The 26,223-nt window shown below is 55.9% G+C and carries 25 protein-coding genes; 16 read left to right on the forward strand and 9 right to left on the reverse strand.

What is annotated here, in order from left to right; all coding sequences use genetic code 11:
• The first annotated feature begins 32 nt into the window (after positions 1 to 32).
• Positions 33 to 2,498 (forward strand): endopeptidase La, encoded by a 2,466-nt coding sequence (lon, locus tag ACOZ42_RS06690; protein WP_003801394.1) that lies wholly within the window; start codon positions 33 to 35, stop codon positions 2,496 to 2,498.
• A 213-nt stretch (positions 2,499 to 2,711) separates the two neighbouring features.
• Here the strand turns inward: lon and lexA are convergent, their stop codons facing one another.
• From lexA to ACOZ42_RS06705, 3 genes are all read right to left on the reverse strand, one after another.
• A complete protein-coding gene (lexA, locus tag ACOZ42_RS06695) occupies positions 2,712 to 3,371 on the reverse strand; it encodes a transcriptional repressor LexA (RefSeq protein ID WP_003801392.1) in 660 nt (219 codons plus the stop codon).
• Between the two features lie 81 nt (positions 3,372 to 3,452).
• The gene (locus tag ACOZ42_RS06700; protein WP_131071564.1) at positions 3,453 to 4,037 is read right to left on the reverse strand and encodes a GNAT family N-acetyltransferase; all 585 of its coding nucleotides are present in this window, start codon (positions 4,035 to 4,037) and stop codon (positions 3,453 to 3,455) included.
• A 72-nt stretch (positions 4,038 to 4,109) separates the two neighbouring features.
• Positions 4,110 to 5,312, reverse strand: a complete 1,203-nt coding sequence (locus tag ACOZ42_RS06705) for an amino acid aminotransferase (RefSeq protein WP_426345709.1) — start codon at positions 5,310 to 5,312, stop codon at positions 4,110 to 4,112.
• 84 nt (positions 5,313 to 5,396) lie between these two features.
• On the opposite strand from ACOZ42_RS06705, the gene uvrB reads away from it, so the two are divergent.
• From uvrB to ACOZ42_RS06740, 7 genes are all read left to right on the forward strand, one after another.
• Positions 5,397 to 7,418, forward strand: a complete 2,022-nt coding sequence (gene uvrB / locus ACOZ42_RS06710) for an excinuclease ABC subunit UvrB (protein ID WP_426345710.1) — start codon at positions 5,397 to 5,399, stop codon at positions 7,416 to 7,418.
• A 367-nt stretch (positions 7,419 to 7,785) separates the two neighbouring features.
• Entirely contained in the window at positions 7,786 to 8,277 is a 492-nt protein-coding gene (locus ACOZ42_RS06715) for a low molecular weight protein-tyrosine-phosphatase (protein ID WP_039943261.1), read from the forward strand.
• 141 nt (positions 8,278 to 8,418) lie between these two features.
• Complete coding sequence (iscR, locus tag ACOZ42_RS06720) at positions 8,419 to 8,895, forward strand: Fe-S cluster assembly transcriptional regulator IscR (protein WP_051010420.1); 477 nt, start codon at positions 8,419 to 8,421, stop codon at positions 8,893 to 8,895.
• Positions 8,896 to 8,928: 33 nt separating this feature from the next.
• Positions 8,929 to 10,122: an IscS subfamily cysteine desulfurase gene (locus ACOZ42_RS06725; RefSeq protein ID WP_059317754.1), complete on the forward strand. Its 1,194-nt coding sequence runs from the start codon at positions 8,929 to 8,931 to the stop codon at positions 10,120 to 10,122.
• Positions 10,119 to 10,502 carry an iron-sulfur cluster assembly scaffold protein gene (locus ACOZ42_RS06730; RefSeq protein WP_131071566.1) on the forward strand — a complete coding sequence of 128 codons (384 nt, stop codon included), beginning with the start codon at positions 10,119 to 10,121 and terminating at the stop codon, positions 10,500 to 10,502. The genes ACOZ42_RS06725 and ACOZ42_RS06730 overlap by 4 nt, the downstream gene beginning before the upstream one ends.
• 53 nt (positions 10,503 to 10,555) lie before the next feature.
• Entirely contained in the window at positions 10,556 to 10,879 is a 324-nt protein-coding gene (locus ACOZ42_RS06735) for a HesB/IscA family protein (RefSeq protein WP_003801383.1), read from the forward strand.
• Between the two features lie 6 nt (positions 10,880 to 10,885).
• Positions 10,886 to 11,764, forward strand: coding sequence for a methylglyoxal synthase (locus ACOZ42_RS06740; RefSeq protein WP_059317753.1), 879 nt, complete (start codon positions 10,886 to 10,888; stop codon positions 11,762 to 11,764).
• A 327-nt stretch (positions 11,765 to 12,091) separates the two neighbouring features.
• Here the strand turns inward: ACOZ42_RS06740 and lysS are convergent, their stop codons facing one another.
• The 5 genes from lysS to infA form a co-directional block, all read right to left on the reverse strand.
• Positions 12,092 to 13,615, reverse strand: a complete 1,524-nt coding sequence (lysS, locus tag ACOZ42_RS06745; RefSeq protein ID WP_131071567.1) for a lysine--tRNA ligase — start codon at positions 13,613 to 13,615, stop codon at positions 12,092 to 12,094.
• Positions 13,616 to 13,626: 11 nt separating this feature from the next.
• Positions 13,627 to 14,364, reverse strand: coding sequence for an SDR family NAD(P)-dependent oxidoreductase (locus ACOZ42_RS06750; protein WP_003801380.1), 738 nt, complete (start codon positions 14,362 to 14,364; stop codon positions 13,627 to 13,629).
• Positions 14,365 to 15,469 (reverse strand): peptide chain release factor 2 gene (prfB, locus tag ACOZ42_RS06755; RefSeq protein ID WP_131071568.1). Its coding sequence is split into 2 segments (ribosomal slippage): positions 14,365 to 15,387 and positions 15,389 to 15,469, totalling 1,104 coding nucleotides; the frame shifts between segments, so codons are not numbered across the junction.
• A gap of 113 nt (positions 15,470 to 15,582) precedes the next feature.
• Positions 15,583 to 17,292: a methyl-accepting chemotaxis protein gene (locus ACOZ42_RS06760; RefSeq protein ID WP_003801378.1), complete on the reverse strand. Its 1,710-nt coding sequence runs from the start codon at positions 17,290 to 17,292 to the stop codon at positions 15,583 to 15,585.
• A gap of 112 nt (positions 17,293 to 17,404) precedes the next feature.
• A complete protein-coding gene (gene infA, locus ACOZ42_RS06765) occupies positions 17,405 to 17,677 on the reverse strand; it encodes a translation initiation factor IF-1 (RefSeq protein ID WP_003801377.1) in 273 nt (90 codons plus the stop codon).
• 693 nt (positions 17,678 to 18,370) lie between these two features.
• On the opposite strand from infA, the gene ACOZ42_RS06770 reads away from it, so the two are divergent.
• A complete protein-coding gene (locus tag ACOZ42_RS06770) occupies positions 18,371 to 19,282 on the forward strand; it encodes a DMT family transporter (RefSeq protein ID WP_059317749.1) in 912 nt (303 codons plus the stop codon).
• Positions 19,283 to 19,398: 116 nt separating this feature from the next.
• On the opposite strand, the gene ACOZ42_RS06775 is transcribed toward ACOZ42_RS06770, so the two are convergent.
• Positions 19,399 to 20,331 (reverse strand): bile acid:sodium symporter family protein, encoded by a 933-nt coding sequence (locus ACOZ42_RS06775; protein ID WP_003801373.1) that lies wholly within the window; start codon positions 20,329 to 20,331, stop codon positions 19,399 to 19,401.
• Positions 20,332 to 20,679: 348 nt separating this feature from the next.
• On the opposite strand from ACOZ42_RS06775, the gene ACOZ42_RS06780 reads away from it, so the two are divergent.
• The 7 genes from ACOZ42_RS06780 to ACOZ42_RS06810 all read left to right on the forward strand — a co-directional run bounded on the left by ACOZ42_RS06780 (position 20,680) and on the right by ACOZ42_RS06810 (position 26,207).
• Positions 20,680 to 21,603 (forward strand): DMT family transporter, encoded by a 924-nt coding sequence (locus ACOZ42_RS06780; protein ID WP_003801371.1) that lies wholly within the window; start codon positions 20,680 to 20,682, stop codon positions 21,601 to 21,603.
• 182 nt (positions 21,604 to 21,785) lie between these two features.
• Positions 21,786 to 21,932 carry a hypothetical protein gene (locus tag ACOZ42_RS06785; RefSeq protein ID WP_301607226.1) on the forward strand — a complete coding sequence of 49 codons (147 nt, stop codon included), beginning with the start codon at positions 21,786 to 21,788 and terminating at the stop codon, positions 21,930 to 21,932.
• Between the two features lie 138 nt (positions 21,933 to 22,070).
• On the forward strand, positions 22,071 to 22,229 hold the full coding sequence (locus ACOZ42_RS06790) for a hypothetical protein (protein WP_426345839.1): 159 nt from the start codon (positions 22,071 to 22,073) through the stop codon (positions 22,227 to 22,229).
• 2 nt (positions 22,230 to 22,231) lie between these two features.
• Positions 22,232 to 23,482 (forward strand): hypothetical protein, encoded by a 1,251-nt coding sequence (locus tag ACOZ42_RS06795; protein ID WP_426345711.1) that lies wholly within the window; start codon positions 22,232 to 22,234, stop codon positions 23,480 to 23,482.
• A gap of 349 nt (positions 23,483 to 23,831) precedes the next feature.
• A complete protein-coding gene (locus ACOZ42_RS06800) occupies positions 23,832 to 24,305 on the forward strand; it encodes a hypothetical protein (RefSeq protein ID WP_252606373.1) in 474 nt (157 codons plus the stop codon).
• A 211-nt stretch (positions 24,306 to 24,516) separates the two neighbouring features.
• Positions 24,517 to 24,948 (forward strand): hypothetical protein, encoded by a 432-nt coding sequence (locus tag ACOZ42_RS06805; RefSeq protein WP_426345712.1) that lies wholly within the window; start codon positions 24,517 to 24,519, stop codon positions 24,946 to 24,948.
• 287 nt (positions 24,949 to 25,235) lie between these two features.
• Positions 25,236 to 26,207 (forward strand): dienelactone hydrolase family protein, encoded by a 972-nt coding sequence (locus ACOZ42_RS06810; protein WP_426345840.1) that lies wholly within the window; start codon positions 25,236 to 25,238, stop codon positions 26,205 to 26,207.
• The last annotated feature ends 16 nt before the right edge of the window (positions 26,208 to 26,223 follow it).

Genomic DNA, 26,223 nt, shown 5'->3' on the forward strand with positions numbered 1-26,223 from the left:
TTTGCGTCTAAGGACATTTATAGGAAATGACTATGTCTGCGAGCCAGATTCTTTCTACGGAACCTATTGAGCTGCCGCTGCTTCCTTTGCGCGATGTAGTGGTGTTCCCTCACATGGTGATTCCGCTTTTTGTGGGCCGGCCTCGCTCGATTAAAGCTCTTGAGCTGGCGATGGAGTCCGGCAACAATATTATGCTGGTGGCGCAAAAGTCCGCGGGCAAGGACGATCCTGCTCCCGAGGATCTCTACGAAATTGCGTGTGCGGCCAGTATTTTGCAAATGCTCAAGCTGCCCGATGGCACGGTTAAGGTGCTGGTCGAGGGTTTGCAGCGCGCTCGCATCACGCAGGTTCAGGATGCGGAAACCCACTTCATGGCCTCCGTGGTCGAGGTGCCCGGTGATGCCGGTGATGCGGCTGAAACCGAAGCGCTGCGCCGTGCTGTGCTGAGCCAGTTCGAGCAATACGTCAAATTGAACAAGAAAATTCCTCAGGAGATTCTCACTTCTCTGACGGGGATTGATGACGCCGGTCGTCTGGCCGATACCATTGCTGCTCACTTGCCTTTGAAGTTAGAGCAAAAGCAGGGCATGCTGGAAACGCCCAAGGCTATGGAGCGTCTGGAAGGCTTGTTGTCTCAGTTGGAAGGCGAAATTGACATCTTGCAGGTCGAGAAGCGTATTCGCGGCCGTGTGAAAAAGCAGATGGAAAAGAGCCAGCGTGATTACTATCTGAATGAGCAGGTCAAGGCCATTCAGAAAGAGTTGGGCGAAGGCGAGGACGGTGCGGATGTTGAAGAGCTGGAAAAACGCATCGAACAGGCCCAACTGAGCAAAGAGGCGCTTAAGAAAGCCGAATCCGAAATGAAGAAGCTCAAGCTGATGTCGCCGATGTCAGCCGAAGCTACGGTGGTGCGCAACTACATTGAAACGCTGGTCGGCTTGCCGTGGCGTAAAAAGAGCCGTATCAATAACTCCTTGAGCAATGCCCAGGATGTGTTGGATGCGGATCACTTTGGCCTGGAGAAGGTCAAGGAACGGATTGTCGAGTACCTGGCAGTGCAACAGCGCGTGGACAAGCTCAAGGCACCTATCCTGTGTCTGGTTGGCCCTCCGGGTGTGGGTAAAACCTCTTTGGGTCAGTCGATAGCCAAGGCCACGAACCGCAAGTTCATTCGCATGGCTTTGGGTGGGGTGCGTGACGAGGCCGAGATTCGTGGTCACCGCCGTACGTACATCGGCTCCATGCCCGGCAAGGTGGTTCAGAACATGAGCAAGGTGGGTGTACGCAACCCGCTGTTCCTGTTGGATGAGATCGACAAGATGGGTGCGGATTTCCGTGGTGATCCATCCTCGGCATTGCTGGAGGTTCTGGACCCTGAACAAAACCACACCTTCCAGGATCACTACCTGGAAGTGGACTACGACCTGTCCGATGTGATGTTTGTGGCAACCAGCAACACCTTGAATATTCCACCGGCCCTGCTGGACCGTATGGAAGTGATTCGTCTGTCGGGTTACACCGAAGACGAAAAGGTGCGGATTGCCTTCGATTACCTTCTGCCCAAGCTGATGAAAAACAACGGCGTACGCGAAGGCGAACTCGAGGTGACGGAAGATGCCGTGCGCGACATCGTACGCTACTACACGCGGGAAGCGGGTGTCCGTTCGCTGGAGCGGGAAATCAGCAAAATCTGCCGCAAGGTGGTTCGCAAATTGCTAGTAGCCAATCCTCAGGCTGGCACACGAGCGTCCCGTCACAAGGTTTTGACGCAGGAAACCCTGGTGGTTAACTCGGAGAACCTGAGCGAATACCTGGGCGTGCGTCGTTTCTCCTTCGGCCTGGCCGAGAAAGAGAACAAGATTGGTCAGGTGACTGGTCTGGCCTGGACCGAGGTGGGTGGCGATTTGCTGACCATCGAAGTCGCCGATATGCCCGGTAAAGGCAATGTGCTGCGTACCGGTTCGATCGGTGACGTGATGAAAGAGTCGGTCGAAGCGGCCCGTACGGTTGTGCGATCCCGTGCTCAGAAGTGGGGTATCCCCAATACGGTGTTTGAGAAGCGTGATCTGCACGTACACTTTCCAGAGGGCGCGACGCCCAAGGATGGTCCATCGGCCGGTATCGCCATCACGACCGCTATCGTATCCAGCCTGACGGGTATTCCGGTTCGTGCCGACGTGGCCATGACGGGTGAAATCACCTTGCGCGGCGAAGTTCTGCCTATCGGTGGCTTGAAAGAGAAGCTGTTGGCAGCGCAACGCGGCGGTATCAAAACCGTGATGATCCCGGAGGAAAACGTCAAGGACTTGGCGGATATTCCCGATAACGTGAAAAACACGCTGGAGATCATTCCGGTGCGTTGGATTGATCGCGTATTGGAAGTAGCGCTGCAAGATCCCGTCACGCCCTTGAGCGACGAGGAAGTGGCTCGTTTGGCTGCTGAAGCCCTGGCGGCCTCTCGTGCTGCTGGTGCTGGCTCCGAGTCATTCAAGCACTAAGCCGTTCTTTCTCGCAGGACCAAAAACAGGCTACCTTGGGTTCAAGGTAGCCTGTTTGCATGTTGGGAGTGCTACCCAGGCGGGGCTGAGTCATTCCTGCACTTGTCGTGCCTGGTAGGGGCAAGCCGTAAAAAACCCCATAGTCCACAATGGGGTATGGGGTTTTGAGCTTGGTCTGTGTATGTCGCCCGGAACCTGGGCCAGGACAGGGGCTTAATGGAGCGGGTTGGTGCGAATGAGACCGACAGCAATGCCTTCCAGGGACAGGGAGTCGGGATCGGTGACGACAATCGGCTCAAAGTCCGGGTTTTCGGGCAAGAGGATTACCTGATTGCTGGAGCGTGACAGGCGCTTGACCGTGACATCATCCCCAATGCGAACCACCACAATCTGACCATTACGTGCCTCGGTGGTTTTTTTGACTGCCAGCAGGTCCCCATCGAAAATACCGGCGTCTTTCATGCTCAGGCCACGTACACGCAGCAGATAGTCGGGCGTTTGAGAGAAAAGGGTGGGGGCAACGCCAATTTCGCGCTCGATATGCTCGGTGGCCAGAATAGGACTGCCGGCGGCAACGCGACCAATGATCGGCAGCAAAAGTGCATCGGCCAAATTGGCCAGTACGTTGTTGCTGCTAGGCGTACTGTCGCGGGTGTCCGTGCCGAGCAGTCGTATGCCGCGCGAAGCGCCGGCCGTCAGCTCGATAGCGCCTTTACGGGCCAGAGCCTTCAAATGATCTTCGGCTGCATTGGCGGACTTAAAGCCCAGCACCTGAGCGATCTCGGCTCGAGTGGGAGGGAAACCGGTCCGTTCGATCTCGGAACGGATGATGTCCAGCACTTGTTGTTGGCGTGCAGTGAGCTTGGCGGTCATAGTATTGTCTGCTGAATATATATACAGTAAAGATTGTGCGTTACCGTTCGTGTTTTGGCAAGCGGCTCAGGCCGTAAAGACTTAACTTTTGGCCTTTGGTGGCACCGAAGCGGGCGGGTTCCAATCCTTGCGGTCCAGTGTATACAGAACATGCGGCACAAGTTTGTGGCCGGCAGGGACGCCGGGATGATCGAAGGTGCCCGGCTGCTCCGTCATGCCCAGACGTTGCATAACGGTTTGCGAAGGGAGGTTCAGTTGCGCGGTGTAAGCAACGATCTGCTCCAGCTCCAGTTCTTTGAAAGCAAAGGCTAGGCAGGCGCGAGCCGCTTCCGTCGCAAACCCCTTGCCCCAGTACTCGGGTAACAGGCGCCAGACCAGTTCTACGCAAGGTTGAAAATACAGGTCGGCCGTGGGGCGGTTCAAGCCCACCATGCCGATGAATGCGCCGGTTTCGTTCAGTTCTACTGCCCAAGGGCCCCAGCCGTGTTCTTCGATCAGACTTTGGCTTCGCTGAGCGATGGCATCACTTTGAGCACGATCCAGCGTTGCGGGATAAAAGCGTAGTGCATGCGGATCACGGTTCAAACGGTGAAAGGGCTCCAGATCGGTGGCTTTCCAAGGGCGGAGAAGCAGGCGGTCGGTATGTAGGGAAATCGCGTCGGTCATGAGTGTTTTCCAAGGGCTGTAACAACAACGCCCTTCCGGAGAAGGGCGTTGGTGGGTAGGGCTAAGGCCGGCTTATTTCAGGACTTGAGCGATGGCCTTGGCCACGACGTCAATGTTCTGGCTGTTCAATGCGGCAACGCAGATGCGGCCGCTGCTGACCGCGTAAATCCCATGCTCCTGGCGCAGACGCTCTACTTGCTCGGCGGTCAGGCCCGAGTAGGAGAACATGCCGCGCTGTTGCAGAACGAAGTCGAAGTTTTGTGCGACGCCGTGCTCTTTCAGCTTGGCAACCAGCTGGGCGCGCATGGCGCGGATGCGCTCACGCATGCCGGCCAGTTCAGTGGCCCAGGTCTGGAACAATTCGGGAGAGTTCAGTACCGTGGCCACTACTTTGCCACCGTGGGTAGGGGGGTTGGAGTAGTTGGTGCGAATCACGCGCTTGACCTGACTGAGCACGCGCGACGTCTCATCCTTGCTGGATGTGACCAGGGTCAGGGCACCCACACGCTCACCGTATAGCGAAAAGGATTTGGAGAACGAGGAGCTGATGAACATGGACAGCCCCAGCTTGGCAAACAGGCGCACGACGCTGGCGTCTTCGTCCAGGCCGTCACCGAAGCCCTGGTAGGCAATGTCCAGGAATGGAACCAGTTGACGCTCTTTAATCAGTTCGGCGATCTGTGCCCATTGTTCCATGCTGGGGTCCACGCCCGTGGGATTGTGGCAGCAGGCGTGCAGCACCACGATGGACTGGGCGGGCATGGTGCGCAAGGACGCGATCATGCCTTCAAAGTTCAGGCCATGGGTGGCGGCATCGTAATAGGTGTAGGTGTCGACCGTGAAGCCCGCACGCTCGAACAGGGCGCGGTGATTTTCCCAGCTTGGATCGCTGATGTAGACCTTGGACTGGGGCAGCAGCTGCTGCAGGAAATCGGCACCGATTTTCAGTGCGCCGGTCCCGCCCAGAGATTGGACAGTCAGGGCGCGTCCTTCGGCAATGACGGGGGAGTCAGCGCCCAACAACAGGGTTTGAGCGCCCAGATTGTAGGTGTTGATCCCTTCGATGGGCAGGTAGCTGCGGGCAGCAGCAGTGCTCATCATGGCTTGTTCAGCCTTCTGAACCGCCTGCAAAATCGGGATTCGCCCTTGATCGTCGTAGTAAACACCGACTCCAAGATTTACTTTGCCGCTGCGTTCGTCGGCATTGTATTGTTCGTTCAAACCCAAAATGGGGTCGCGTGGAGCCAGTTCGACGGTTTCGAAGAGCGATGTCATGATGATATGGGGGCGTTAGTGCGGAAAGGTAGAAAAACAAAGCATTAATGTGATAATACGGGCTTACCCTAAAGTGTGTCTAGCATGAAATTTGAGCCTGCCTTTCAAGAATTTCCGGGGAGTTCCTTCAAACTTTTCCAACCTTATTTGCCTGCTGGCGACCAGCCGGCGGCCATCGAGCAGTTGGTCGAAGGGATTAATGATGGCTTGATGTACCAGACCCTGCTGGGGGTGACGGGCTCGGGCAAAACCTACACCATGGCCAACATCATCGCGCGTACGGGACGTCCAGCCATTGTGCTGGCACCCAATAAAACCCTGGCAGCGCAGTTGTATGCCGAGATGCGCGAGTTCTTTCCGCGCAATGCCGTCGAGTATTTTGTTTCTTACTACGACTACTATCAGCCCGAGGCCTATGTGCCCTCGCGAGATCTGTTCATTGAAAAGGACTCGTCCATCAATGAGCACATCGAGCAGATGCGTTTGTCAGCCACGAAAAGCCTGCTGGAGCGACCCGACACCATTATTGTGGGCACCGTGTCCTGCATTTACGGCATAGGTAATCCGGGTGACTACCACGCCATGGTGCTGACCTTGCGCAAAGGCGACCGTATTGCCCGGCAGGAACTGCTGGCGCGTCTCGTGGCCATGCAATATGAGCGTAACGACCTGGATTTTCAGCGTGGGGTGTTTCGGGCCCGCGGTGAGGTGGTTGATATTTTTCCGGCGGAAAACGCGGAGCTGGCTTTGCGGGTCAGTCTGTTTGATGACGAACTGGAAGAGCTGGAGCTGTTTGACCCGCTGACCGGCAAAGTGGTGCAAAAGCTCAACCGCTTTACGGTGTTCCCCAGTTCTCACTACGTGACGCCGCGTGAAACGGTGTTGCGGGCGATTGAAACCATCAAGATGGAGCTGCGTGAACGGTTGGAGTTTCTGACCCGTGAAGGGCATCTGGTCGAGGCGCAACGCCTGGAGCAGCGTACCCGTTTTGATCTGGAAATGCTGCAGGAACTGGGGTTCTGCAAGGGAATCGAAAACTATTCGCGGCATTTGTCGGGTGCGGCGCCGGGCGATCCGCCACCGACACTGATTGATTACCTGCCGCGCAATTCCCTGATGTTCATCGATGAAAGCCATGTCACGATCGGGCAATTAGGGGCCATGTATCGAGGTGACCGTTCTCGTAAGGAAACCCTGGTGCAGTTCGGCTTTCGTCTGCCCTCTGCGATGGATAACCGGCCGTTGAAGCTGGAAGAGTTCGAGCGTCGCATGCCGCAGACCGTGTTTGTGTCAGCCACGCCGGCCGCGTACGAGCAGGAACACGCGGACAATGTGGTCGAACAGGTGGTGCGGCCTACTGGCCTGGTGGACCCGGAGATTGAGGTGCGTCCGGCTACCACCCAGGTCGATGATCTGCTCGGTGAAATCAAGCTGCGTACTGCCCAGCAGGACCGGGTGTTGGTGACCACACTGACCAAGCGTATGTCGGAGGACTTGACCGAGTATTTGTCCGAAAACGGAATACGCGTGCGCTATCTGCACTCCGATATTGATACGGTTGAGCGCGCCGAAATCATTCGAGATTTGCGGTTGGGCGTGTTCGATGTTTTGGTGGGGATTAACTTGCTGCGCGAGGGTCTGGATTTGCCCGAGGTGTCTTTGGTGGCGATTCTGGATGCGGACAAGGAAGGCTTCCTGCGTTCGGAGCGCAGCCTGATTCAAACCATCGGTCGGGCGGCGCGCAACCTTAACGGCAAAGCCATTTTGTATGCCGACAGGATGACCGATTCCATGCATCGGGCCATTGAGGAAACCGAGCGGCGTCGCGCCAAACAAATTGCCTTTAATGAGGAGAACGGCATTACGCCACGTGGTGTCAACAAGGCTGTGCGCGAGCTGATTGATGGTGTGGTGGCGTCTGATCCGACTGCCGGTTTGCGCGAGGACATTCCCGAGGAGCTGATCCGCGATGAAAAGGCGGCTGCCCGCGAGATCAAGCGTTTAGAAAAAGAGATGATGGAGCACGCGCGCAACCTGGAGTTTGAGCAGGCTGCGGCTGCCCGAGACAAGCTGCAACGACTCAAGGCCAAGCTGCTCATGGGGTGATGTGCCGCAAGGCCTGATCGGACAGGGGAAATCAAGGCGCTTCTTTGAACGAAGGAGCGCTTCTTTTATTGTTTTGTTGTGTATTTGCAACTTTTTCTGGACGGATAGTCAGAAAAAACAGGGTTCGGCTATCCGCTTTCATCGCACAGGTGTATTGCTTGATTTACCTCAGCCCATCAAGGGCCTTGATCCGCTAAGCAAACAGTGCCGCGCCTTTGGTTTATTCCATACGTCCATCCTTGGCGTATGGCGCTGATTTGCAGCCTCCAAACGATACGGTTTTGCGGTTTTCAAAGCGGTTGACGGGGGCTGTTTCAGGCTCTGTTCTGTCTTGCCTTATTTGGGGTTTTCCCGCAGACTTTGACGCATTATGAGTAAGGTTCTGTTTGTCTGTACAGGGAATATTTGCCGCTCTCCCAGCGCCGAAGGCGTCTTGCGCCAACTGGTCGACCAAGCCAGCTTGTCGGAAGATATTTTGGTGGATTCAGCCGCTACACATGGCTTTCATGTGGGCGAGCATCCTGACACACGCGCACAAATAGCCGCTCGTAAACGCGGTTATGACATCTCTGCCTATCAGGCCCGACAGGTCCAACGCGAGGACTTTCGCAACTTCGACCTTATCTTGAGCATGGACTGGGAAAACCACGCTGCTTTGCAGCAAATGTGTCCGCCCATTTATCGTCACAAGCTCATGCTGTTGATGCGTTTTGCCACCGACTACGAGGCGGCGACCGTGCCCGATCCTTATTATGGTGGCCAGGAAGGCTTCAATAAGGTCATGGACTATATCGAGGATGCCTGTCAGGGCGTATTCGAACTGGTTCGCAAGCGCGTCCCCCATTACCGTGCCGCCTGAGCGCCGCGATAACACTGCAGTATAAGTGTAAAAACACGCGCTCAAGCACGGTAGTTTCCCCTGTATTTGCTATACTGGACCAAATTGGTCGGATTTGCCTTTGGCATTCCGGCCGCTTTCGCCTTTGGCAAGGAAACTATCATGCGTTTGACGACAAAAGGGCGTTTCGCCGTAACCGCGATGATCGATCTTGCGCTGCGCCAGCAAAGTGGACCGGTGACGCTCGCAGGCATCAGCCAGCGACAGGGAATTTCGCTCTCCTATCTTGAACAGCTCTTTGGCAAACTGCGCCGCCATGAGCTGGTCGATAGCGTTCGAGGTCCAGGTGGTGGCTATACGCTTGCGCGTCTGGCCCGTCACATTACCGTTGCTGACATTGTGTTTGCGGTCGATGAGCCCGTTGATGCCACCCAGTGCGGTGGCAAGGGTAATTGCAAGCAAGGCACAAACGGACAGAAAGGCGAGTGCATGACTCACGAGCTTTGGGCGACGCTTAGTCGTAAAATGGTCGATTACCTGGATTCTGTCTCTTTGCAGGACTTGGTTGATCAGCAGCGTTTGCGTCAACTCAAGATGGCCGCCCAGGAAGCCGGCCAGCCAGAAGAATGTACCTTGTAGTGGACGCTCGCCGCTACTGATCCGGAGTTTTGTATGAGTCGCGCTCAGCGTATCTATATGGATTATGCCGCCACCACACCGGTAGACCCGCGTGTGGCCGACAGCATGATCCCCTGGTTGACGGAACGATTTGGCAACCCTGCCTCCAGCAGCCATCCTTACGGGTGGGATGCCGAAGAGGCGGTGGACCAAGCGCGCCGCCAGGTGGCCTCGCTGATCGGAGCGGAGCCGCGCGAGATCGTGTGGACCTCGGGGGCGACCGAGGCCATCAATTTGGCGTTAAAAGGGGCCGCTCAGTTTTATCAGGCCAAAGGCCGCCATATCATTACCGTCCGTACGGAGCACAAGGCCGTGCTCGATACCTGCCTGGCCTTGCAGGATGAAGGGTTTGAAATCACCTTTCTGGATGTACTGCCCAATGGACTCATTGACCCGCAGGTGTTTGCACAAGCCATTCGCCCAGACACGATTCTGGCCTCGGTTATGCTGGTCAATAACGAGATTGGCGTGATTCAGGATGTCCAGGCTTTGGGAGCTGTCTGCCGTGAGCACAAGGTGCTGTTCCATGTGGACGCAGCCCAGGCGACCGGTAAGGTGGCGATCAATGTGCAGGAGTGGCCGGTGGATCTGATGTCCATGTCGGCACACAAGACCTACGGCCCCAAAGGGATTGGCGCCCTGTACGTTCGTCGTAAGCCGGCGGTGCGTCTGAAAGCGCAGATCCATGGCGGGGGCCATGAGCGCGGTTTTCGTTCCGGTACTCTGGCAACGCATCAGATTGTCGGCATGGGGCGAGCTTTTGAGCTGGCTGCCCAGGAGATGGATCAGGACAATCAGCGCATTACGGCGCTGCGTGATCGTTTATGGGCGGGGCTGCAAAGTATCCCGGATCTTTACCTGAATGGAAGCTTGGAGCAGCGCGTTCCGCATAACCTGAATATCAGCGTGGATCATATTGAGGGTGAAGCCTTGATGATGGCCTTGACGGAGCTGGCTGTGTCCAGCGGTTCGGCCTGTACGTCGGCTAGCCTGGAGCCCTCCTATGTGTTGACCGCCCTGGGTCGTAGCGATCAGTTGGCGCACAGCTCCTTGCGTTTAAGTCTTGGCCGGTTCACCACCGAACAGGAGGTGGATGACACGATCGCCGCCATCGCCCGTGTGGTCGAACAGCTGCGGGCCATCTCGCCCTTGTGGGATGAGTCTGCGTCGGAGCCGTGCGCACAATGAGATATAGTGACGCCGTCATGGAGCATTTTCTGCACCCGCGTCATGTGGGTGTCATGAACAGCAGTGATGCTGATGTCGGGACAGGGGAGGCGGGTAGCCATGAGACCGGGGCTGTCATTCGTATTCAGCTCAAGGTATCCGACCAGGGCCAGATTCAGGAGAGCTGTTTCAAGGCATATGGTTGTGGTTGCACCATTGCCGCTGCGTCGTTTGCCGCCCAGTGGTTGCAGAATCGCAGTCTGGAGCAGGCAGCCTGCTTTTCGTCCGCGGACGTGCAGCAGGCGTTGGAATTGCCCCCGGTCAAAGTGCATTGTGCTTTGTTGGCCCAGGAGGCGGTTCAGGCTGCCGTTGCCTCGGTGCAGAACAAAGGCGTGTTTTAGTTGTCCAAGCCTGAAGGCTGATTGTGCTTCAGGTGTATAGAAAGGAACAGATTATGTCTATTTCTCTTACTCAGCCCGCCGCAGAACATATCCAGCGTCATTTAAAAAAGCGTGGTGGCGGCTTGGGGCTACGTTTGGGTGTGCGCCTGACCGGTTGTTCGGGTCTGGCGTACAAACTGGATTTTGTTGATGAGCCGGTAGAAGGCGACCAACTGTTTGAAGAGCACGGCGTTAAACTGTTTGTTGATCCCAAAAGCCTGCCTTTCATCGATGGCACGCGTCTGGACTATGGCCGCGATGGCCTCAATGAAGGTTTCAAGTTCATCAATCCAAACGAGAAAGCCTCCTGCGGGTGTGGCGAATCGTTTACCGTGTAGGAACTCATGTCATTACGTTTCGGTTTGGCGGCCAATCAATTGCACCATGATTCGGCAGATGCGGCTTTGTTTCAGTGGTTGCGGCGTTCGGCCAGCGGTATTCGCGAATTGGAGATTGAGCTCTATACGGTAGGGCGTACCTGCAACGCGATTGAGCGTTCGGGCCTGCTGGAAGGTTACGGCGGCCTGGTTCGCTATCCCTACGGTCGTGATGGAGGGTTGATGAAACTGGTTGCCCGGGTGACGCAAAACCCGGACGGCACGCCGCCGTTTGATGGCGCCATTTACTTGATCGACCCGGTGGACCCTTCTTCCATTTTTCCGGAAGCCCTGGCGCTCAAGCGTCAGTGCATTACGCATGGTCGACCCTTTATCTCCACCTTGATGGGGGCCATTGAATGGATCGAAGTAGAGCGTGTCAGCCGCGGTTTGTGGCCAGACTCGAGCTGCAAACGTATTTTCGACTTCCCTAATCAAACCTTGGCCCTGATTGCGCATGATGCCCTCAAGGAGAAAATGGTTGATTTTGCCAGCAAGCATTTTGACCTGCTGTCGCGATTTGGGCAGCGTGTGGGGACGGGCACGACCAGTCGCTTGTTAAACGAGTTGGCCTGGTCCAAAGGCTGGCCCAAGGAAACACCTTGGATTCAGTCTTACTTGAGCGGCCCTTTGGGTGGCGATGCACAAATTGCGGAGCTGGTCTTGGAAAACCGTTGCCAGCGAGTGATCTTCTTTGAAGATCCGCACGTGGCGCGCCAGCACGAAGCCGACATTCAGTTGCTGGAACGCGCGGTGCGTGTGGTGGCGGATAAAGCCTCGTGTTTTTCTTCGCCTGAAGTGGCCCATAAATGGGCGCAGGCGGTGATGCGCTTGCCGGTGGATTGAATGAGCTGTCCGTACAGGCACCGCACGATGTATTGATCGTTGAGCAGACAACAAAAAGGACGCGTTAAGGCGTCCTTTTTGTTGTCCGGGAGGCATGGAGTGCACCAGGCAAGGGGGCATCCAACCTGGCTGTTGCGGCTTGACGAGGTGCTTCGGTCGATTCGGTATGCCGAATTACACCAGAGTCAGTGGCTCAACGAGCGAACATGGCTGTCAGGGTTGCGATGTTCAATCGCCCAGCGCTGTTCACCAAGACGCTCGCCCGGGCCGTTGCGCCGCTTAAACGCGGCGCGGCGGCCCGGGCGAGAGCCGAGTCTGGCGCAGCGATCAGTCTTCGCGACGCAGGTGAGGGAACAGGATCACATCGCGGATCGCGGGGCTATCGGTCAACAACATGACCAGACGGTCGATGCCGATACCGCAGCCGCCTGTAGGAGGCATGCCGTACTCCAGTGCGCGGATGTAGTCGGCGTCGTAGAACATGGCTTCTTCGTCGCCAGCATCCTTGGCTTGAACCTGGGCCTGGAAGCGAGCTGCCTGATCTTCAGGGTCGTTCAGCTCCGAGAAGCCATTGGCGATCTCGCGGCCAGTGATGAACAGCTCAAAGCGCTCGGTAATGCCCTCCTGGGTATCCGAGGCTCGTGCCAATGGCGATACTTCCACGGGGTAGTCCACGATGAACGTAGGGTGCCAGAGCTTGGATTCCGCAGTTTCTTCAAACAGAGCCAGTTGCAGGGCGCCCAGACCCGCATCGCGCAATGGCGGCGCATTCACGTCCACTTTCAAGCGCGCCAGCTCGGTGCGCAGGAACTGAAGGTCCTGCAACTGCTCCTGGGTGTAGGACGGAGCGTACTTCATGATCGCACCGGTGATGGTCAGGCGATCAAAGGGCTGGCTCAGGTCCAGCTCGCGCTCCTGATATTGCAGGGTTGCCGTGCCACAGGCGCTGATCGCTGCTTCGCGAATCAGATTTTCAGTGAAGTCCATCAGCCATTGGTAATCGGTGTAGGCCGCGTAAAACTCCATCATCGTGAATTCGGGATTGTGACGGGGGCTGACACCTTCGTTACGGAAGTTGCGGTTGATCTCGAACACGCGTTCAAAACCGCCCACGATCAGACGCTTCAGATACAGCTCGGGAGCGATACGCAGGTACATTTCCATGTCCAGCGCGTTGTGATGCGTGATAAAAGGCTTGGCCGAGGCACCACCCGGGATCGGGTGCAGCATGGGGGTTTCCACTTCCAGAAAGTCGGCCTGGGCCATGTGCTGGCGCAGACTGCTCATGACCTTGCTGCGGGCAAGGAATGTCTGGCGAGTGTGCTCACCCATGATCAGGTCCACATAACGCTGACGGTATTTCAGTTCCTGATCTGCCAGACCGTGGAATTTGTCGGGCAGGGGGCGCAGGGACTTGGCCAGCAGGCGAACGCTGGTGGCGTGTACCGACAGTTCGCCTTTATTGGTTTTGAAGACGGTGCCTTCCACAGCCAGGATGTCACCGATATCCCAGCCTTTGAATTCCGCGTAGCGTTCTTCGCCCAGTACGCCTTTGTCCAGATAGATCTGGATGCGGCCCGAGGCATCTTGCAATGTGGCAAAACTGGCTTTACCCATGACACGTTTGAGCATCATGCGGCCAGCCACTTTCACCATTTTATTGATTGCTGCCAGGGCATCTTTGTCCTGTTCACCGTACTGACTGTGCAGTTCGGCAGCGTGCACATCGGGGCGGAAATCGTTGGGGTAAGCGATGCCATTCTCGCGCAGGCGATCCAGTTTGGAGCGGCGCTCGGCGATCAGGCGGTTCTCGTCTACAACGGGTGCGGAAGTGTCTAGCGGTTCAGTCATTGTGTCAGTACTTATTCGTAGTGGCGGATGTCATCCAGAACGTGCTGGCCAAAGGCAGGGCTGTCCAGATAGCGCAGAATTTGCTTGGCTGTGTCGTCCGGGCTGCGTAGCTGCCCTTTCTGATGCAGGTCGATAAAGCGGCTCAGATTCGGGAACTGGTCGCGGGACTGGTTACGGATATGGCCTTGCATATCGGTATCCACCACGCCAGGGGCCAGGGAGCAAACGGCCAGCTCCGGGTTTTCCAGCTTCAGGGTCTGTGTGTAAAAGTCCAGCGCGGCCTTGCTGGTTCCATACACGGCCCAGCCCGATACGGGCTTGCGGCCGGCACCCGAAGAGATGTTGAGCACCTGTCGCTGGGCATCCTTGGGGGCGCCTTGTAAAAAGGCGGCGGTCAGGCTCATGACACTGGCGACGTTCAGTTGCAGCGCCTGTGTAATGGCCTGGGCATCGAGCAGGTGGCTGGCCTGCGCAACAGGATCAACCGTGCCTGCATTGTTAATGAGCACGTAGCGTTGAGCCTGGGCCTGGCTGATCAAGGCCTGCACAGCCTTGGCAGCCTGTTGTGTGCCTTCCGCGCTGGCCAGGTCCACTTGCAGATGCTGGTGCGCCCCGGGGGGCGCGTCCAGCTGCAGCTCGCTGCGGGCCAGCGTAATCAGCTGGTGGCCAGCGGCCAGCGCCTGACGCGCCAGGGACAAGCCCAGGCCACGCGAGGCACCGCTCAAAATGGTCAGCGTGGAAGCGTGCATTTAAATACCCTGTTTCAGGCTGGCCTGAATAAAGGGGTCCAGATCGCCGTCCAGTACCTTTTGCGTATTGGAGATTTCGTAATTGGTGCGCAAGTCCTTGATACGGCTTTGATCCAGCACATAAGAGCGGATCTGGTGTCCCCAGCCTACATCGCTCTTGGAGTCTTCCAGTTTCTGCTGCTCGGCCATACGGTTGCGCATTTCCAGCTCGTACAGGCGGGACTTGAGCATTTGCATGGCTTCCGCACGGTTGCGGTGCTGCGAACGGTCGTTCTGACACTGCACCACGATGCCGCTGGGTTCGTGCGTAATACGAACTGCCGAATCGGTTTTGTTAATGTGCTGACCACCGGCGCCACTGGCGCGGTAGGTGTCAATACGCAAGTCGGCCGGATTGATTTCCACTTCAAAGGAGTCATCAATTTCCGGGTAGACAAACACACTGGTAAACGAGGTGTGGCGACCATTGGACGAATCAAAGGGGCTCTTGCGAACCAGGCGGTGTACCCCGGTTTCGGTGCGCAGAAAACCATAGGCGTAATCGCCTTCAATCTTGATGGAGGCCGATTTGATGCCAGCCACGTCCCCGTCAGACTGTTCCAGAATTTCCGCCTTGAAGCCTTTGTGTTCGGCATAGCGCACGTACATGCGCAGCAACATGGAGGCCCAGTCCTGGGCTTCGGTACCACCGGCGCCGGCCTGGATATCCATAAAGCAGTTAAGCGGGTCGGCAGGGTTGGAGAACATGCGGCGAAACTCCAGCTCTTCGATCCGGCTGGCCATGGCGGCGCAATCTTCCTCGATGGCGGCAATGGTGGCATCATCATCGTCCATCGCAGCCAGTTCAAACAGATCCTGCGAGTCTTTCAGACCCTTGTGCAAGGCATCGAGCACATGCACCACGTTTTCCAGACTTTTTTTCTCGCGGCCCAGATCCTGGGCTCGTTGCGGGTCGTTCCAGACGTTGGGGTCTTCCAGTTCGGCATTGACTACGTGCAAGCGATGCGCTTTTTCATCGTAGTCAAAGATACCTCCGTAAGGCATTTTCCCGCTCCGAATAATCGGCAAGGCGGGCTTCCAGTTGATTAAGTCGTTCCGATTCCATGATTCAGCGGCTTTCCTATGTTTGAGGTGCCATGCGCACCAGCGCTGCAAAGGCGGCGCGCGGCAAACTTCCGATTTTACCCTTATCGGCGGTCTATGGCACGTATTGGCCGCTCAGGAACCGGACATTGTGCAAGCGACGGCACGATAGACGGGTGCACAAGGGTAGGAATCTCGGTTTGATACGGTGCTTTGGGAGTGAGGCGCCGGTTCGGAGAGAGCTTGATCCAGGCTGAAATGCGCCACGACCTGTGCCAGCAACGTGGTTTGCTCCAGTTGTTCCTGGGCTGTGTGGGCGCTGTGTTCAAGCAGTTGGCGATTGCTCTGGCCTTGCTGGTCCAGATGGGTCATGGCCTGGTTCACTGAGTCGATGTGGGTGGCCTGATCCTGGGAGGCCTGTGCAATGTCGGCCACAATACGGCGCATTTCATTGACCTTGTGCTGCGTGCTGGCCATCACCTGCGCCATGCCGCGCGCCGCCGCCGAGCTTTGTTCGGTTTGTTCCACCGAGCTGGAGATCAGGGTGGAAATCTGTTGCAAGGCATCCGTGGAACGAAGGGCGAGGTTGCGTACCTCGGCAGCGACGACCGCAAAGCCATGGCCGTGCACACCGGCGCGGGCCGCTTCCACCGCGGCGTTCAAGGCAAGAATATTGGTTTGAAAGGCGATACTGCGAATGAGCTTGGTGATCTCGCTCATTTTGTGCGAGCTATCGGCAATCGCATTGATGGTCTCGAGCAGGGTGTGCGCAGCCAGATTGCCCTGTGCGACCTGGCTGGAGGTATCTTGGGCCAGATGGTCTGCCGTTTGGGCCTGCCGGGCATTTTGTCTTACGGTGTCGGCCAACTGATTCATGGTTTTGACAGTCTGGTTGAGCTCGGTCGACTGCTCCAGAATCTGTGTGCCCAGGTTCTGGCTTCCCAGTACGATCGCGTGCGCCCCTTCCCGGATCAGACCGGTTTGTTCACGAATTTGATGTACAACGGTTTGTACGCCCTGTCCGATGCCGTTCAGGGCGGTGAGCAAGGTGCCAAACTCGTCGTGACGACGCACGCTCAATTGGGCATTGAGTTTGCCTTGCGCCAGTTCCTTGGCCAGATTGGCACCCTGGTCCAAGGGCTGCTTGATGGAGCGGTACAGCAGGCGCAGTGCGACTGTACTGGCGATGAAGAACAGCGCCAGGGCGGCCAGGGCCAAACTGAAGGCGCGATCACTGCTGCGACCGGCCAACCCCAGGGACTGATCCAGGCGCTCGCTGAACTGATGCTCGAACTGGTCGAGCGTGTGGGTGATTTGGGTGGATGCCTGAATGTATTGCTGGCTGAACACCAGCACTTTGGCCATCAGGGCATTGGGCAAGGCGATCCGGATGGCGCCGTTGCTGTCTTCAAACTGGCCGCTGGCGGTTTGAATGGCCTCGAACTGAACTTGGCTCAATGCCAGGGTCTGATCATAGGCCGAGCGCAGCAGATTCTGTTCGGCCGGCTCCAGGTCCAGATCGTTGAAGCGTTCCAGCATGCTCAGGGTCACCCCCTCCTGATCCGCCTGGGCACCGGTAAACACCGCCAGCAGATGGCGGAAGTTTTCCTGGAATTCGATCTGCTCGCTGGAGACAAACGCGATAGCCTGCCGGCTCAGTAATTCGCTGATGCGTTTGAAGTCTTTGCTGAGCGCTGTGGTTTGATGGCGCTGTGCTTCCAGGTGCTTGCGTTGTTCGATGCTGTTGCTCAGGTGCTGCAGGGCAATCAGCATCAGGACTAAAAACAGGCTCAGGATTGCAAAATAGGCGATAAAGCCTGTTTTGAGCGTCAGTAGTTTTTTCAAGGCGACTCCCACAGTAAAGTGGGGTGCGCCTAGGCGCTGATGGCGTTTGTCGCACCCCTGTCAGGCACGGTTATCTTTGCATCTAATTGTGACAGGGGTGTGGCGATAGGTTTTAGCGACGCTGGGGGCTGCGACGCGGCGCGGAGCTGGGAGCGCCAACGCGTTTGGGCAGGTGGCGGAAAATAATGCGACCTTTGCTCAGGTCGTAGGGCGACATTTCCAAAGTGACGCTGTCGCCAGCCAGGATACGGATGTGGTGTTTGCGCATCTTGCCGCCTGTGTAGGCGATAACTGCGTGACCGTTGTCCAGGGTGACACGAAAGCGCGAGTCAGGCAGGATTTCGGTGACGGAACCTTGCATTTCAAGTAGCTCTTCTTTGGCCATAAATCGGGACTCCTTTAAAAATAATAATTCCCGTCTGGCCCTGCAGGGCGGGACGGGGACAGGCTCAGCCACAAGGCAGACCGACAAACCGGGTAAGGGTATCAAAGGTCCAGCCTGGGACTAGGCCCATAAAAATCGGGGCGAAACAGTGTCTGTCAGGAGCAGGGGATTCCGGACAGGGTCGGGTTGATCAAATTGAAAACATGCCCAGCGTTCATGAGGGGAACCCGCCTGTGCAGACGGAATCTGCATACCTGAAAAGCGGGCAAAAACACGACGACTTGCCAAGAACGTAGACCTGCATTGCGCCGCCTGGAACAGGCCCATGCGGTCAACGATACGGGTTGTGGTGCCAAGTAATGCACTTGGGGCGCTTGAACAGGTCAAGCCTTATTCCCAAAAGTGGGGGTGTTTCAAGGTCGATTTACCCTGTGTAGCTGCATCTGCTGTTGTGAAAGCCAGACGAGCGTGAATGGGATGGGCCAATGGTATTCAGTCGGCGCCATGACGTGACAATTGTATGATTATAAATAATATTTATGGATTGGTCAAAGATTGACCAGTTCATGCGTGTGCAAACGGTCCGGTCCAGGCGTAGAGAGCAAGCCGCTCTTGCCTATATACTAGGCCCATCGTAACGGCGCAGCGCTGATCTGAAGAGGGATCAGATGCGCCGTTGCTGTTTTTTAGGACATGCTTGTGAGCACTCAGAAACTGACCCCTGGCACCACTGCTTTACTGGTATTACCCACGATTTTGTGGGCAAGCAATGCGATTGTAGGGCGCCTGATTCATGATCAGGTCCCTCCCATTACCCTGAATTTTTTTCGTTGGCTGGTCGCGTTTACCATCTTGCTTTTTGTGGGGCGGCAGGTGTTGCAACGCAACAGCAACCTGTGGGCCAACTGGAAGCGTTACTCCATCCTGGGTTTGCTGGGCATAGGGATTTATAACGCCTTGCAATACCTGGCGCTACAGAGCTCCTCTCCCATCAATGTGACGCTAGTCAATGCCAGCTTACCGTTTTGGATGCTGGTGATTGGGCGTTTGTTCTTCAAGTCCAGCGTGAATGGCCGTCAGTTGCTGGGCGGCCTGATGTCTTTGCTGGGCGTGCTACTGGTATTGACCCGGGCGGACTGGCAGGAACTGGTGGCGTTTCGTTTTGTGCCGGGCGACCTGTATATGGTGATCGCCACCATTGCCTGGGCGGTGTACAGCTGGATGCTTAGCACGCGGCGCCATGAGGGGGTCATCGCTCAGACCTGGGCGACAGTGGTGATGGCACAAGTCTTTTTCGGGTTGATCTGGTCGGGTGCGTTTGCCGCCATGGAGTGGAAGTTTACCGACTGGCATATCGACTGGTCCTGGGGGCTGGTATTGGCTATTTTGTATGTCGGTACCGGGCCGGCTCTGATCGCTCTCCGATGCTGGGGAGTCGCGGTCCAGCGCGTGGGTGCAGCCACCGCCGGGTTTTTCGTCAATCTGATGCCTGTCTTTGCCGCGTTGATGTCCGTCTTTATTCTGGGCGATACGCCCAAGCCCTACCATGGCGCGGCTTTTTTGCTGATTGTGGGCGGTATTTATGTGTCGTCGCGCAAGACGTAAGGGATAAGCTCGTTTGAGCGTCTAACGGTAGGTGGTAGGTGAAAGGTAAAAAGGGCGCTCTGTGGAGCGCCCTTTTCAGGTCTTGAACTCAAGTTCCTGAATGCGGCAGTGACGGCTTACTTGTCGTTGCGCATGCGGCGGAAGATTGTCGCCACCAGAGGTCCGGAAATATTGTGCCAGACACTGAAAATGGCACTGGGCACAGCGGCCAATGGCGAAAAGTGGGCACTGGCCAGTGCCACGCCCAGTCCGGAGTTTTGCATGCCCACTTCAATTGCCAGTGTTTTGCGTTGAGGTAAAGGCATGCCGCTCAGGCGGGCCAACAAATAACCGAGGAGGTAGCCCAGCGTGTTATGGATGACCACGACCGAAAATACCAGCAGGCCGCTGGTTGCGATTTTGGCCTGGTTGCCAGCCACCACCGCAGCGACGATAGCCACAATGGCCACTACCGAGATCAGGGGCAGGGCGGCCACGCCGGCCTGGATTTTCTCACCCAGCAGGGATTGCACAATAATGCCCAGGGCAATGGGCAGAATCACCACCTGAACGATGGACCAGAACATGGCCGTGGCGCTGACTTCCAGCCATTGGCTGGCCAGGAAGTAGATCAGGGCGGGAGTCACAATGGGCGCAAGCAAAGTGGTCACCGACGTGATGGCTACTGACAGGGCCAGGTCGCCACGAGCCAGGAAGGTCATGACATTGGACGAGGTGCCGCCGGGGCAGCAACCCACCAGAATCACGCCAATGGCCAGTTCGGGTGGCAGAGAAAAAGCGTAGGTCAAAAACCAGGCCAGGGCGGGCATGATGATGAATTGACCCAGTACGCCGATGGCCACCCGGCCGGGCCGGACAAACACTTCGGCAAAGTCCTGACGTGACAAGGTCAGTCCCATGCCGAACATGATGATGCCCAGAAGTGGAACAATATAGGCGCCCAACCAGCGATAGTGGTCGGGGAAGTAGTAAGCCAGAATGGCAAACAGGAGAACCCAGATGGCAAAGGTATTGCCAACAAAACGGCTCAGGCGGGCGATAGCCTGCATGATCAAATTTCCTTCAAGGAGCACGGCTGGCCGGTAGGCTGGCACGATGCGGATTAGTCTGTGACGGGGAGCAGCATGGATCGGGCCGGATTGTCCCGGCCCTACATCGCAATCCTGCTTAAGGACTGGCGACGCGACGTTCCGCAGGGGTGGGATAAAACGCTGGCAACACAGTGCCGTACAGCAGATCTGGGTAAGGTCAGGGGTACAGGCGGCGGTGAGCGAAACGGGCAACATGGCAGGCCATGTCTTTTATCCAGGAAGGTCGAGCTCGGGCGTATTGTAGACCCTGGTCACCGTGGTATTTTGGTTAGCTGCCTGGCGAATGTGTGTATTAGGAGAGGGTGGGTGAAGAGAGCGGGATCACGTCTGACGGCCTACGCGTGTTTGGCCTTGTCCATGTCCTTGGTGGGCAGTTATATCGCCCTGACGCGGCCCCTGGTCGCAGCGTTGCCAGTGTTTTTGCTGGCCTGGCTACGCTTTGGCATTGGCGCAATAGCCATGCTGCGCTGGGTACGCAAACCATCGACGGAGCCCGCACTGGACCTGCGTACTCGAGGCCTGATTTTTCTGGAATCCTTCCTGGGCAATTTCCTCTTCACTCTTTGCATGGTGACGGGCATCAGCATGACCAGTGCGGTCTCTGCGGGCGTTATTTTGTCGGCCATCCCTGGCATGGTGGCCTTGTTCAGCTGGTATTTTCTAAAAGAAAGCATAGGACCGCGTACGTGGGCGTCTTTGGTCTTGGGCATGGGGGGGATTGCTTTGTTGGCTTGGGTGCAGGCTGATGAGCACGGGGTGGATCAATTGGAGCCAGGGAAAGTGTGGTTGGGTAATGCACTGATTTTTTGTGCGGTCCTGTGCGAATCGGCCTACGCCGTTATTGGCAAACGCCTGACTGCCATGCTTAGCCCCAAACGTATCAGCGCGATCATTAATCTCTGCAGTTTGGCCCTGATTACGCCACTAGGCTTATACGCCGCCTGGGATTTTGATTTCACGGCACCGGCAGGCTGGATCTGGCCGCTGCTGGTTTTTTATGCTTTGGCCGCCAGTGTCTGGACGGTTTGGCTGTGGATGACGGGTGTGCGTTCCGTGCCTGCTTCGCAAGCTGCAGTGTTTATGGTGCTGATGCCGTTAGGCACCGCAGCAGTGGGTGTGCTGGTGTTGGGGGAGAGCTTCACCACCGTGCATGTGTACGCTTTCATCCTGGCTTTGGCGGGCTTGGTGCTCGCGACTTTGCCGCAGCGTTCAGAAGCCAGATTGTCCTGATGGCTAGCCATTCAAATTGTCCTGATTCGTAAGTATTTCTATAGGGTATTACTGTCGCGCCCATCATTTGTTTACTTGGGTATCATTAGCCCCGCCAGTTTCCTGGTATTAGAAAAAAATATTGATGCTTACGAAAAGGGATATGGGTGATGAGGGGCACGGTTTGGCCCAAGAGGTGGCCTTTGCTGGTTTTGTTTGCGCCGTTTGTTCCTGCATTGGCGCAGACACAAAATGGCATGGCGCAAGAGTTGTTGCGACAGCAGGAACGGGAACGTGTCCTGCGTGAGCAGCAAGAGAGCCTGCCTGATGTGCGTTTGCCGCCTGTGTAAATCCCCGCTCCCGAGCAATTGCCTGACAAGGAAAGTCCTTGTTTTCCTATTTCACAGATCGGGCTGGAGGGGGATCAGTCCCAGCGTTTTATTGGTGGCCGTTACTCGGTGCGTTGCTTTGATGGTGAGCTGATGCTCATGGGTGAGCGTGGCTGGGCCTGGCACAATGAAATCGGTGTATCAGTGGGGGCTTATTATGGTCATGTGGGTGGGCCGTCCACAAGCTGGCTTCAAGAGCGCAACTTAGCGGGTTCCGTGATTGGGCTGGGAGCAGGTGCCTGGCACCACCTTGCCTAACCATGGCGGCCAGCGGCAAGAGTGGCAGCACCACGTCTAGCGATATTAGTGGCGCCCAAATCACCATTACAGATCAAGCTAAGCAACAGCTTCTGACAGGGGAAACACTGGATGAGCGTCTGGCCAGTTTGAACCGTGACGTATTGACGAGCCAGGACGGCAGCAATGCTCTTAAGCCGATTTTTAATGAGCAGGAAATTCAGGCGGGTTTTGAAATTGTCGGGGCTTTGCAACGTGAGACCGGCGTATTCCTGAACAATCGGGCCAAAGACGCCACAGCCGCCAAGAATGCGTTGGATCGTGAGCGGAGCAAGCCGGAAGGTGAGCGTGATCCTGCCCGTTTGGCGGCGCTTGAACAACAGCTAAAAGCCACGGCAATCTGGGCCCCGGGTGGTGCAGGCCGTCAGGTGCTGACAGCCCTGGCGGCGGCCGCGGGGGGCAATGTGACAGGCGCCTCCTCACAGTTTGCCCAGAATCTGGTGGTCAATTACCTGCAACAGCAAGGGGCCGGGTTTATCGGCGGCTTAGTTAAAGATGGCACATTGACCGAAGGCAGCGCCTTGCATGCCGCCTTGCATGGTGTGCTGGCATGTGCGGGAGCGGCGGCCAGCGATCAAGCTTGTGCTGGCGGGGCACTAGGCGCTGCAAGCAGTAGCTTGTTGACCAATCTGTTCCTGGATCAACCGGGAGAGACGGCGCAGGCAAAAGAAGCGAAGCGCAATCTGATTGCAACGCTGGTGGCCGGTATCAGTGCAACCGGTGGTCTGGAGGCGGCTACCGCCACCAACAGCGCCATTGCTGCTCTTGATAACAACTATCTGACGCAATCTTCGGTCGATAAAGTGAAAGCCTGCCTGAGCGGCAAGACATGTTCCTCCGAGGAGCAAAAGAAGGCCAGCCAGCAAGAGGCTGAACGGCTCAGTCAGTTTCTAGATAAAGAAATGAATGCGCTTTGCGCGGCCAATCCGCTTGGTGATGCATGTCGTACGGCGGTCAATACGGCCACGCAGTACATTGCCATGCAAGATGCCTGGGCCTTATTGAATGGAGACGTGACTCGTTCGTCCAAAAACACCTTTGATTATGTCTACAACAGCCTTGGAGCAGAGTCGCGCTTTGCGTTGTACTACAACACCATTGATAACCGTGCGGATTTCTTTGGGGCATCGGACCGTTATGCGCAGAACGTCGGTTCGGGGGCGAAGTGGTATGGGGGGCGGAATTTGTATCGCGTGCCGGGTGGACTGGTCTAGGCGCGGATGGCTCTAGCTATACGTTTCTATTAGGGTCTGTTCTAGCTGGAATAAATGCACCTTCCATTTATGAGTGGCGAGCAGAAGCGGGTAGCGCCTTGATGAAGGCGGGCTTTAGGAATTTCTGTAATTTGTATAATAAAACTATTAATAACGTTGTAGCTTGGGATATCAACCAATTAATGAGCGAGCAGAAAATTCTTCAGCCAATCCATGAAAAATACCTTACCGAAAGAATTATTCTCAGAGCAGTTTCCAGAATTTCAGGTCTTGATATTCTGGACTATGCATCACGAGTTCGCTTTGGTTGCAAGTTACTTGGATATAGTGAAGCGCAGGGATGTAAGCCATGAGTAAGTATCCTGTATTGAGAGTCATATTGGCTTTCTCTCTCGTTCCTATGTGGGGAGGGTTGTGTATGGGATTGGCAATTCTATTCACGATGCCTGCTTCCGATACCGTAGGGATTTTGTTGAATGTATGGCTTCAGTTCGTAATGTTGCTGCTCTCTATGGCTGTTGCCCTGTTCTTTGAAGTGGTTCCCGCAGCTATCTTGGGGGCGCTTTATGCTTGGATCAAGCTAAAACGAGGGGCATTGAGTTACTTGCTCGTTTTTATATGTGGAGGTTCTACAGCATATGCTTGGACAGAGTATGTTTTTGGGTTGGGTGGAAATGATCTATCAGCTAGATTTCAACATGCTTATCCATTAATTTTGCAGAATATACAGTCAAAGGCATTCGTATTAGGGGCAATATTTTCGCTGATAACGGCGATAGTTGTTTTGCCTCCATCTAGGGGAGAGCAAAGCTTCAGGTCGTAAAAACCATTTCAAGCGGGTCGACAAATCTGCTCTAATGGGCAGTGGCCTGGATGCAGCTACCGGCACCAACAGTGCCATTGCTGCTCTTGATAGTATTAAGGGATTTGTTTAAGTACCCTAGCGGCGAATCATTTAATTCGTCTTGTGATAAGGGCTGAGGTTTGTTTATGTTTCGACTTCTGAGGTATAGCCAGAAACAGGGGGGTAAGCCATGAGTCCGCACCCACGCTGGCGTGTATTTTTGAGTTTCTTGCTGTGCCCCGTGCTGGCCGGCCCATTTATTGGGGTGTGGCTGGCCTTGTCGGGGTCACAGACCGGGGATGAGATATGGGTGGTGCTGGTAGGCAGTATGGCAGGTGCTTTGCTGGCCGCACTCAATGCGCTTATTTTCTATGGTGTTCCAGCGCTGCTATTAGCCTTGCTCTATAGCGTAGTGCAACCTCCAAAAACAGGGCTTAGTGTCTTATTGATTACCCTTCTGGGGGCGCTGACTGCCTTATTTTGGAATATGTTTGTGTTTCCCGGTCTAAAGGATTGGGTGAGTGCGTTGTTAGGGGGCGGCACCTCATTGTTCATGGCCCTATGGGCCTTACCTGAGCAGTCTCCAAATTCGCATCTGAAAGGCACGATGTCGGACAAGTAGAGCGAAATCGACTATGAATGTTGATGTGGGATGTAAATAGGTTCTAACAAGAATTAAAGCAAAGGGCCGATCATTTTTTACACCTTGTCTCAGTAGCGGGGAGTGTGAGCAAAGAGCACTAAGGGACAAGCGGTCACGGCAATCAATAGCGTCCATAGGCCTGCCAAGCTCGGTTGAATCACACTTTCATTTATGTTGCACTAGGGATGAAGCTGCATCGTCGCCGTACCACTTGGTGACAGCAGCAAGCTTTATGTTCTGAACGAGATTTCCTGGTCGTGGTGGCGATGAAAAACAGTAGACAGAGCCTGGTGAATAATCGGATGGATGCAGAGCAGACAGCCAGCGGCTTTACGCGTAGGTCTGGTTCGCGGTTCAGGGGCCTGATTGCAGCGGCCTTGGCTTTGGTGCTGGGCGGGACCATGCTGGGAGTGGCGCAGGGAGAACCGGTGCAGCCCGAGCAGCTTAGTTTTCCTAGCCTTGATACGTGGAAGGGAGATCAGGCTTTAACGCTGGACGGATACCTGTTCAAGCCGGCCGCTCAGGCGCCTTTTCCTGCTGTTGTTATGTTTCATGGCTGCGCCGGAGCATTATCTGCCAAGACCGGGCGCATCACCCCGCGATTTACCAAAATGGCGCAGTTGCTCAACGAGATGGGCTATGCGGTGTTGATGTTGGACAGCTTTAATCCACGCGGCGTGTCACAGATATGCACGACTCCTCTTGCGGATCGGGATATCAAGAACAGACACCGGGTCTTGGATGCTTATGGGGCCTTGCAATACCTGAACTCGCGCTCCGACATTGTTAGGAACAAGATCGGCGCCATCGGGTTTTCGCACGGGGGTAGCGGGGCACTGTCGGTAATGGATGCGACAAGTGAAGCGTATAGGCGTTCGGGCCAGCAATTTGCAGCAGCAGTGGCTTTGTATCCAGGTTGCGGCTGGCAGTCGCGCAAGCGTCCCGAGTTTTCGGCGTATGGCCCCTTGCTGATTTTAGCGGGCGAGAAAGACGATTGGACGCCGGTAGAGCCCTGCCGAGAGTTGGCTACCCGTAGTCAGCAGCGCAACGAGCCCGTTGAACTGCGCGTGTATGAAGGTGCCTATCATGCCTTTGACAGCGACAATGAGGTTTACGTCCGTAAAAATGTTCCCAACGGTGTTAATGGCGAGGCAAGGGTGCATGTAGGAGCCAATCCGGCTGCCCGCGAAGCGGCCTATGAACGCATCCGCGGGTTCTTCCGTGATCATTTGAGTTAACTCATCTGGAGTGCGC

The sequence above is a fragment of the Alcaligenes sp. HNGD-HTN06 genome (assembly GCF_049932565.1).
Lineage (GTDB): Bacteria > Pseudomonadota > Gammaproteobacteria > Burkholderiales > Burkholderiaceae_B > Alcaligenes > Alcaligenes ammonioxydans.

What these genes read in the sequence shown, in the direction of transcription:
- infA (WP_003801377.1), bottom strand. Translation starts at nt 17,677, where the DNA reads ATGGCCAAAGAAGAGCTACTTGAAATGCAAGGTTCCGTCACCGAAATC.
- ACOZ42_RS06705 (WP_426345709.1), bottom strand. Translation starts at nt 5,312, where the DNA reads ATGACATCGCTCTTCGAAACCGTCGAACTGGCTCCACGCGACCCCATT.
- ACOZ42_RS06810 (WP_426345840.1), top strand. Translation starts at nt 25,236, where the DNA reads ATGAAAAACAGTAGACAGAGCCTGGTGAATAATCGGATGGATGCAGAG.
- ACOZ42_RS06700 (WP_131071564.1), bottom strand. Translation starts at nt 4,037, where the DNA reads ATGACCGACGCGATTTCCCTACATACCGACCGCCTGCTTCTCCGCCCT.
- ACOZ42_RS06800 (WP_252606373.1), top strand. Translation starts at nt 23,832, where the DNA reads ATGAGTAAGTATCCTGTATTGAGAGTCATATTGGCTTTCTCTCTCGTT.
- ACOZ42_RS06805 (WP_426345712.1), top strand. Translation starts at nt 24,517, where the DNA reads ATGAGTCCGCACCCACGCTGGCGTGTATTTTTGAGTTTCTTGCTGTGC.
- ACOZ42_RS06770 (WP_059317749.1), top strand. Translation starts at nt 18,371, where the DNA reads ATGCTTGTGAGCACTCAGAAACTGACCCCTGGCACCACTGCTTTACTG.
- ACOZ42_RS06725 (WP_059317754.1), top strand. Translation starts at nt 8,929, where the DNA reads ATGAGTCGCGCTCAGCGTATCTATATGGATTATGCCGCCACCACACCG.
- lysS (WP_131071567.1), bottom strand. Translation starts at nt 13,615, where the DNA reads ATGACTGAACCGCTAGACACTTCCGCACCCGTTGTAGACGAGAACCGC.
- lon (WP_003801394.1), top strand. Translation starts at nt 33, where the DNA reads ATGTCTGCGAGCCAGATTCTTTCTACGGAACCTATTGAGCTGCCGCTG.
- uvrB (WP_426345710.1), top strand. Translation starts at nt 5,397, where the DNA reads ATGAAATTTGAGCCTGCCTTTCAAGAATTTCCGGGGAGTTCCTTCAAA.
- lexA (WP_003801392.1), bottom strand. Translation starts at nt 3,371, where the DNA reads ATGACCGCCAAGCTCACTGCACGCCAACAACAAGTGCTGGACATCATC.
- ACOZ42_RS06740 (WP_059317753.1), top strand. Translation starts at nt 10,886, where the DNA reads ATGTCATTACGTTTCGGTTTGGCGGCCAATCAATTGCACCATGATTCG.
- ACOZ42_RS06750 (WP_003801380.1), bottom strand. Translation starts at nt 14,364, where the DNA reads ATGCACGCTTCCACGCTGACCATTTTGAGCGGTGCCTCGCGTGGCCTG.
- ACOZ42_RS06795 (WP_426345711.1), top strand. Translation starts at nt 22,232, where the DNA reads ATGGCGGCCAGCGGCAAGAGTGGCAGCACCACGTCTAGCGATATTAGT.
- ACOZ42_RS06775 (WP_003801373.1), bottom strand. Translation starts at nt 20,331, where the DNA reads ATGCAGGCTATCGCCCGCCTGAGCCGTTTTGTTGGCAATACCTTTGCC.
- ACOZ42_RS06730 (WP_131071566.1), top strand. Translation starts at nt 10,119, where the DNA reads ATGAGATATAGTGACGCCGTCATGGAGCATTTTCTGCACCCGCGTCAT.
- ACOZ42_RS06790 (WP_426345839.1), top strand. Translation starts at nt 22,071, where the DNA reads ATGGGTGAGCGTGGCTGGGCCTGGCACAATGAAATCGGTGTATCAGTG.
- iscR (WP_051010420.1), top strand. Translation starts at nt 8,419, where the DNA reads ATGCGTTTGACGACAAAAGGGCGTTTCGCCGTAACCGCGATGATCGAT.
- ACOZ42_RS06735 (WP_003801383.1), top strand. Translation starts at nt 10,556, where the DNA reads ATGTCTATTTCTCTTACTCAGCCCGCCGCAGAACATATCCAGCGTCAT.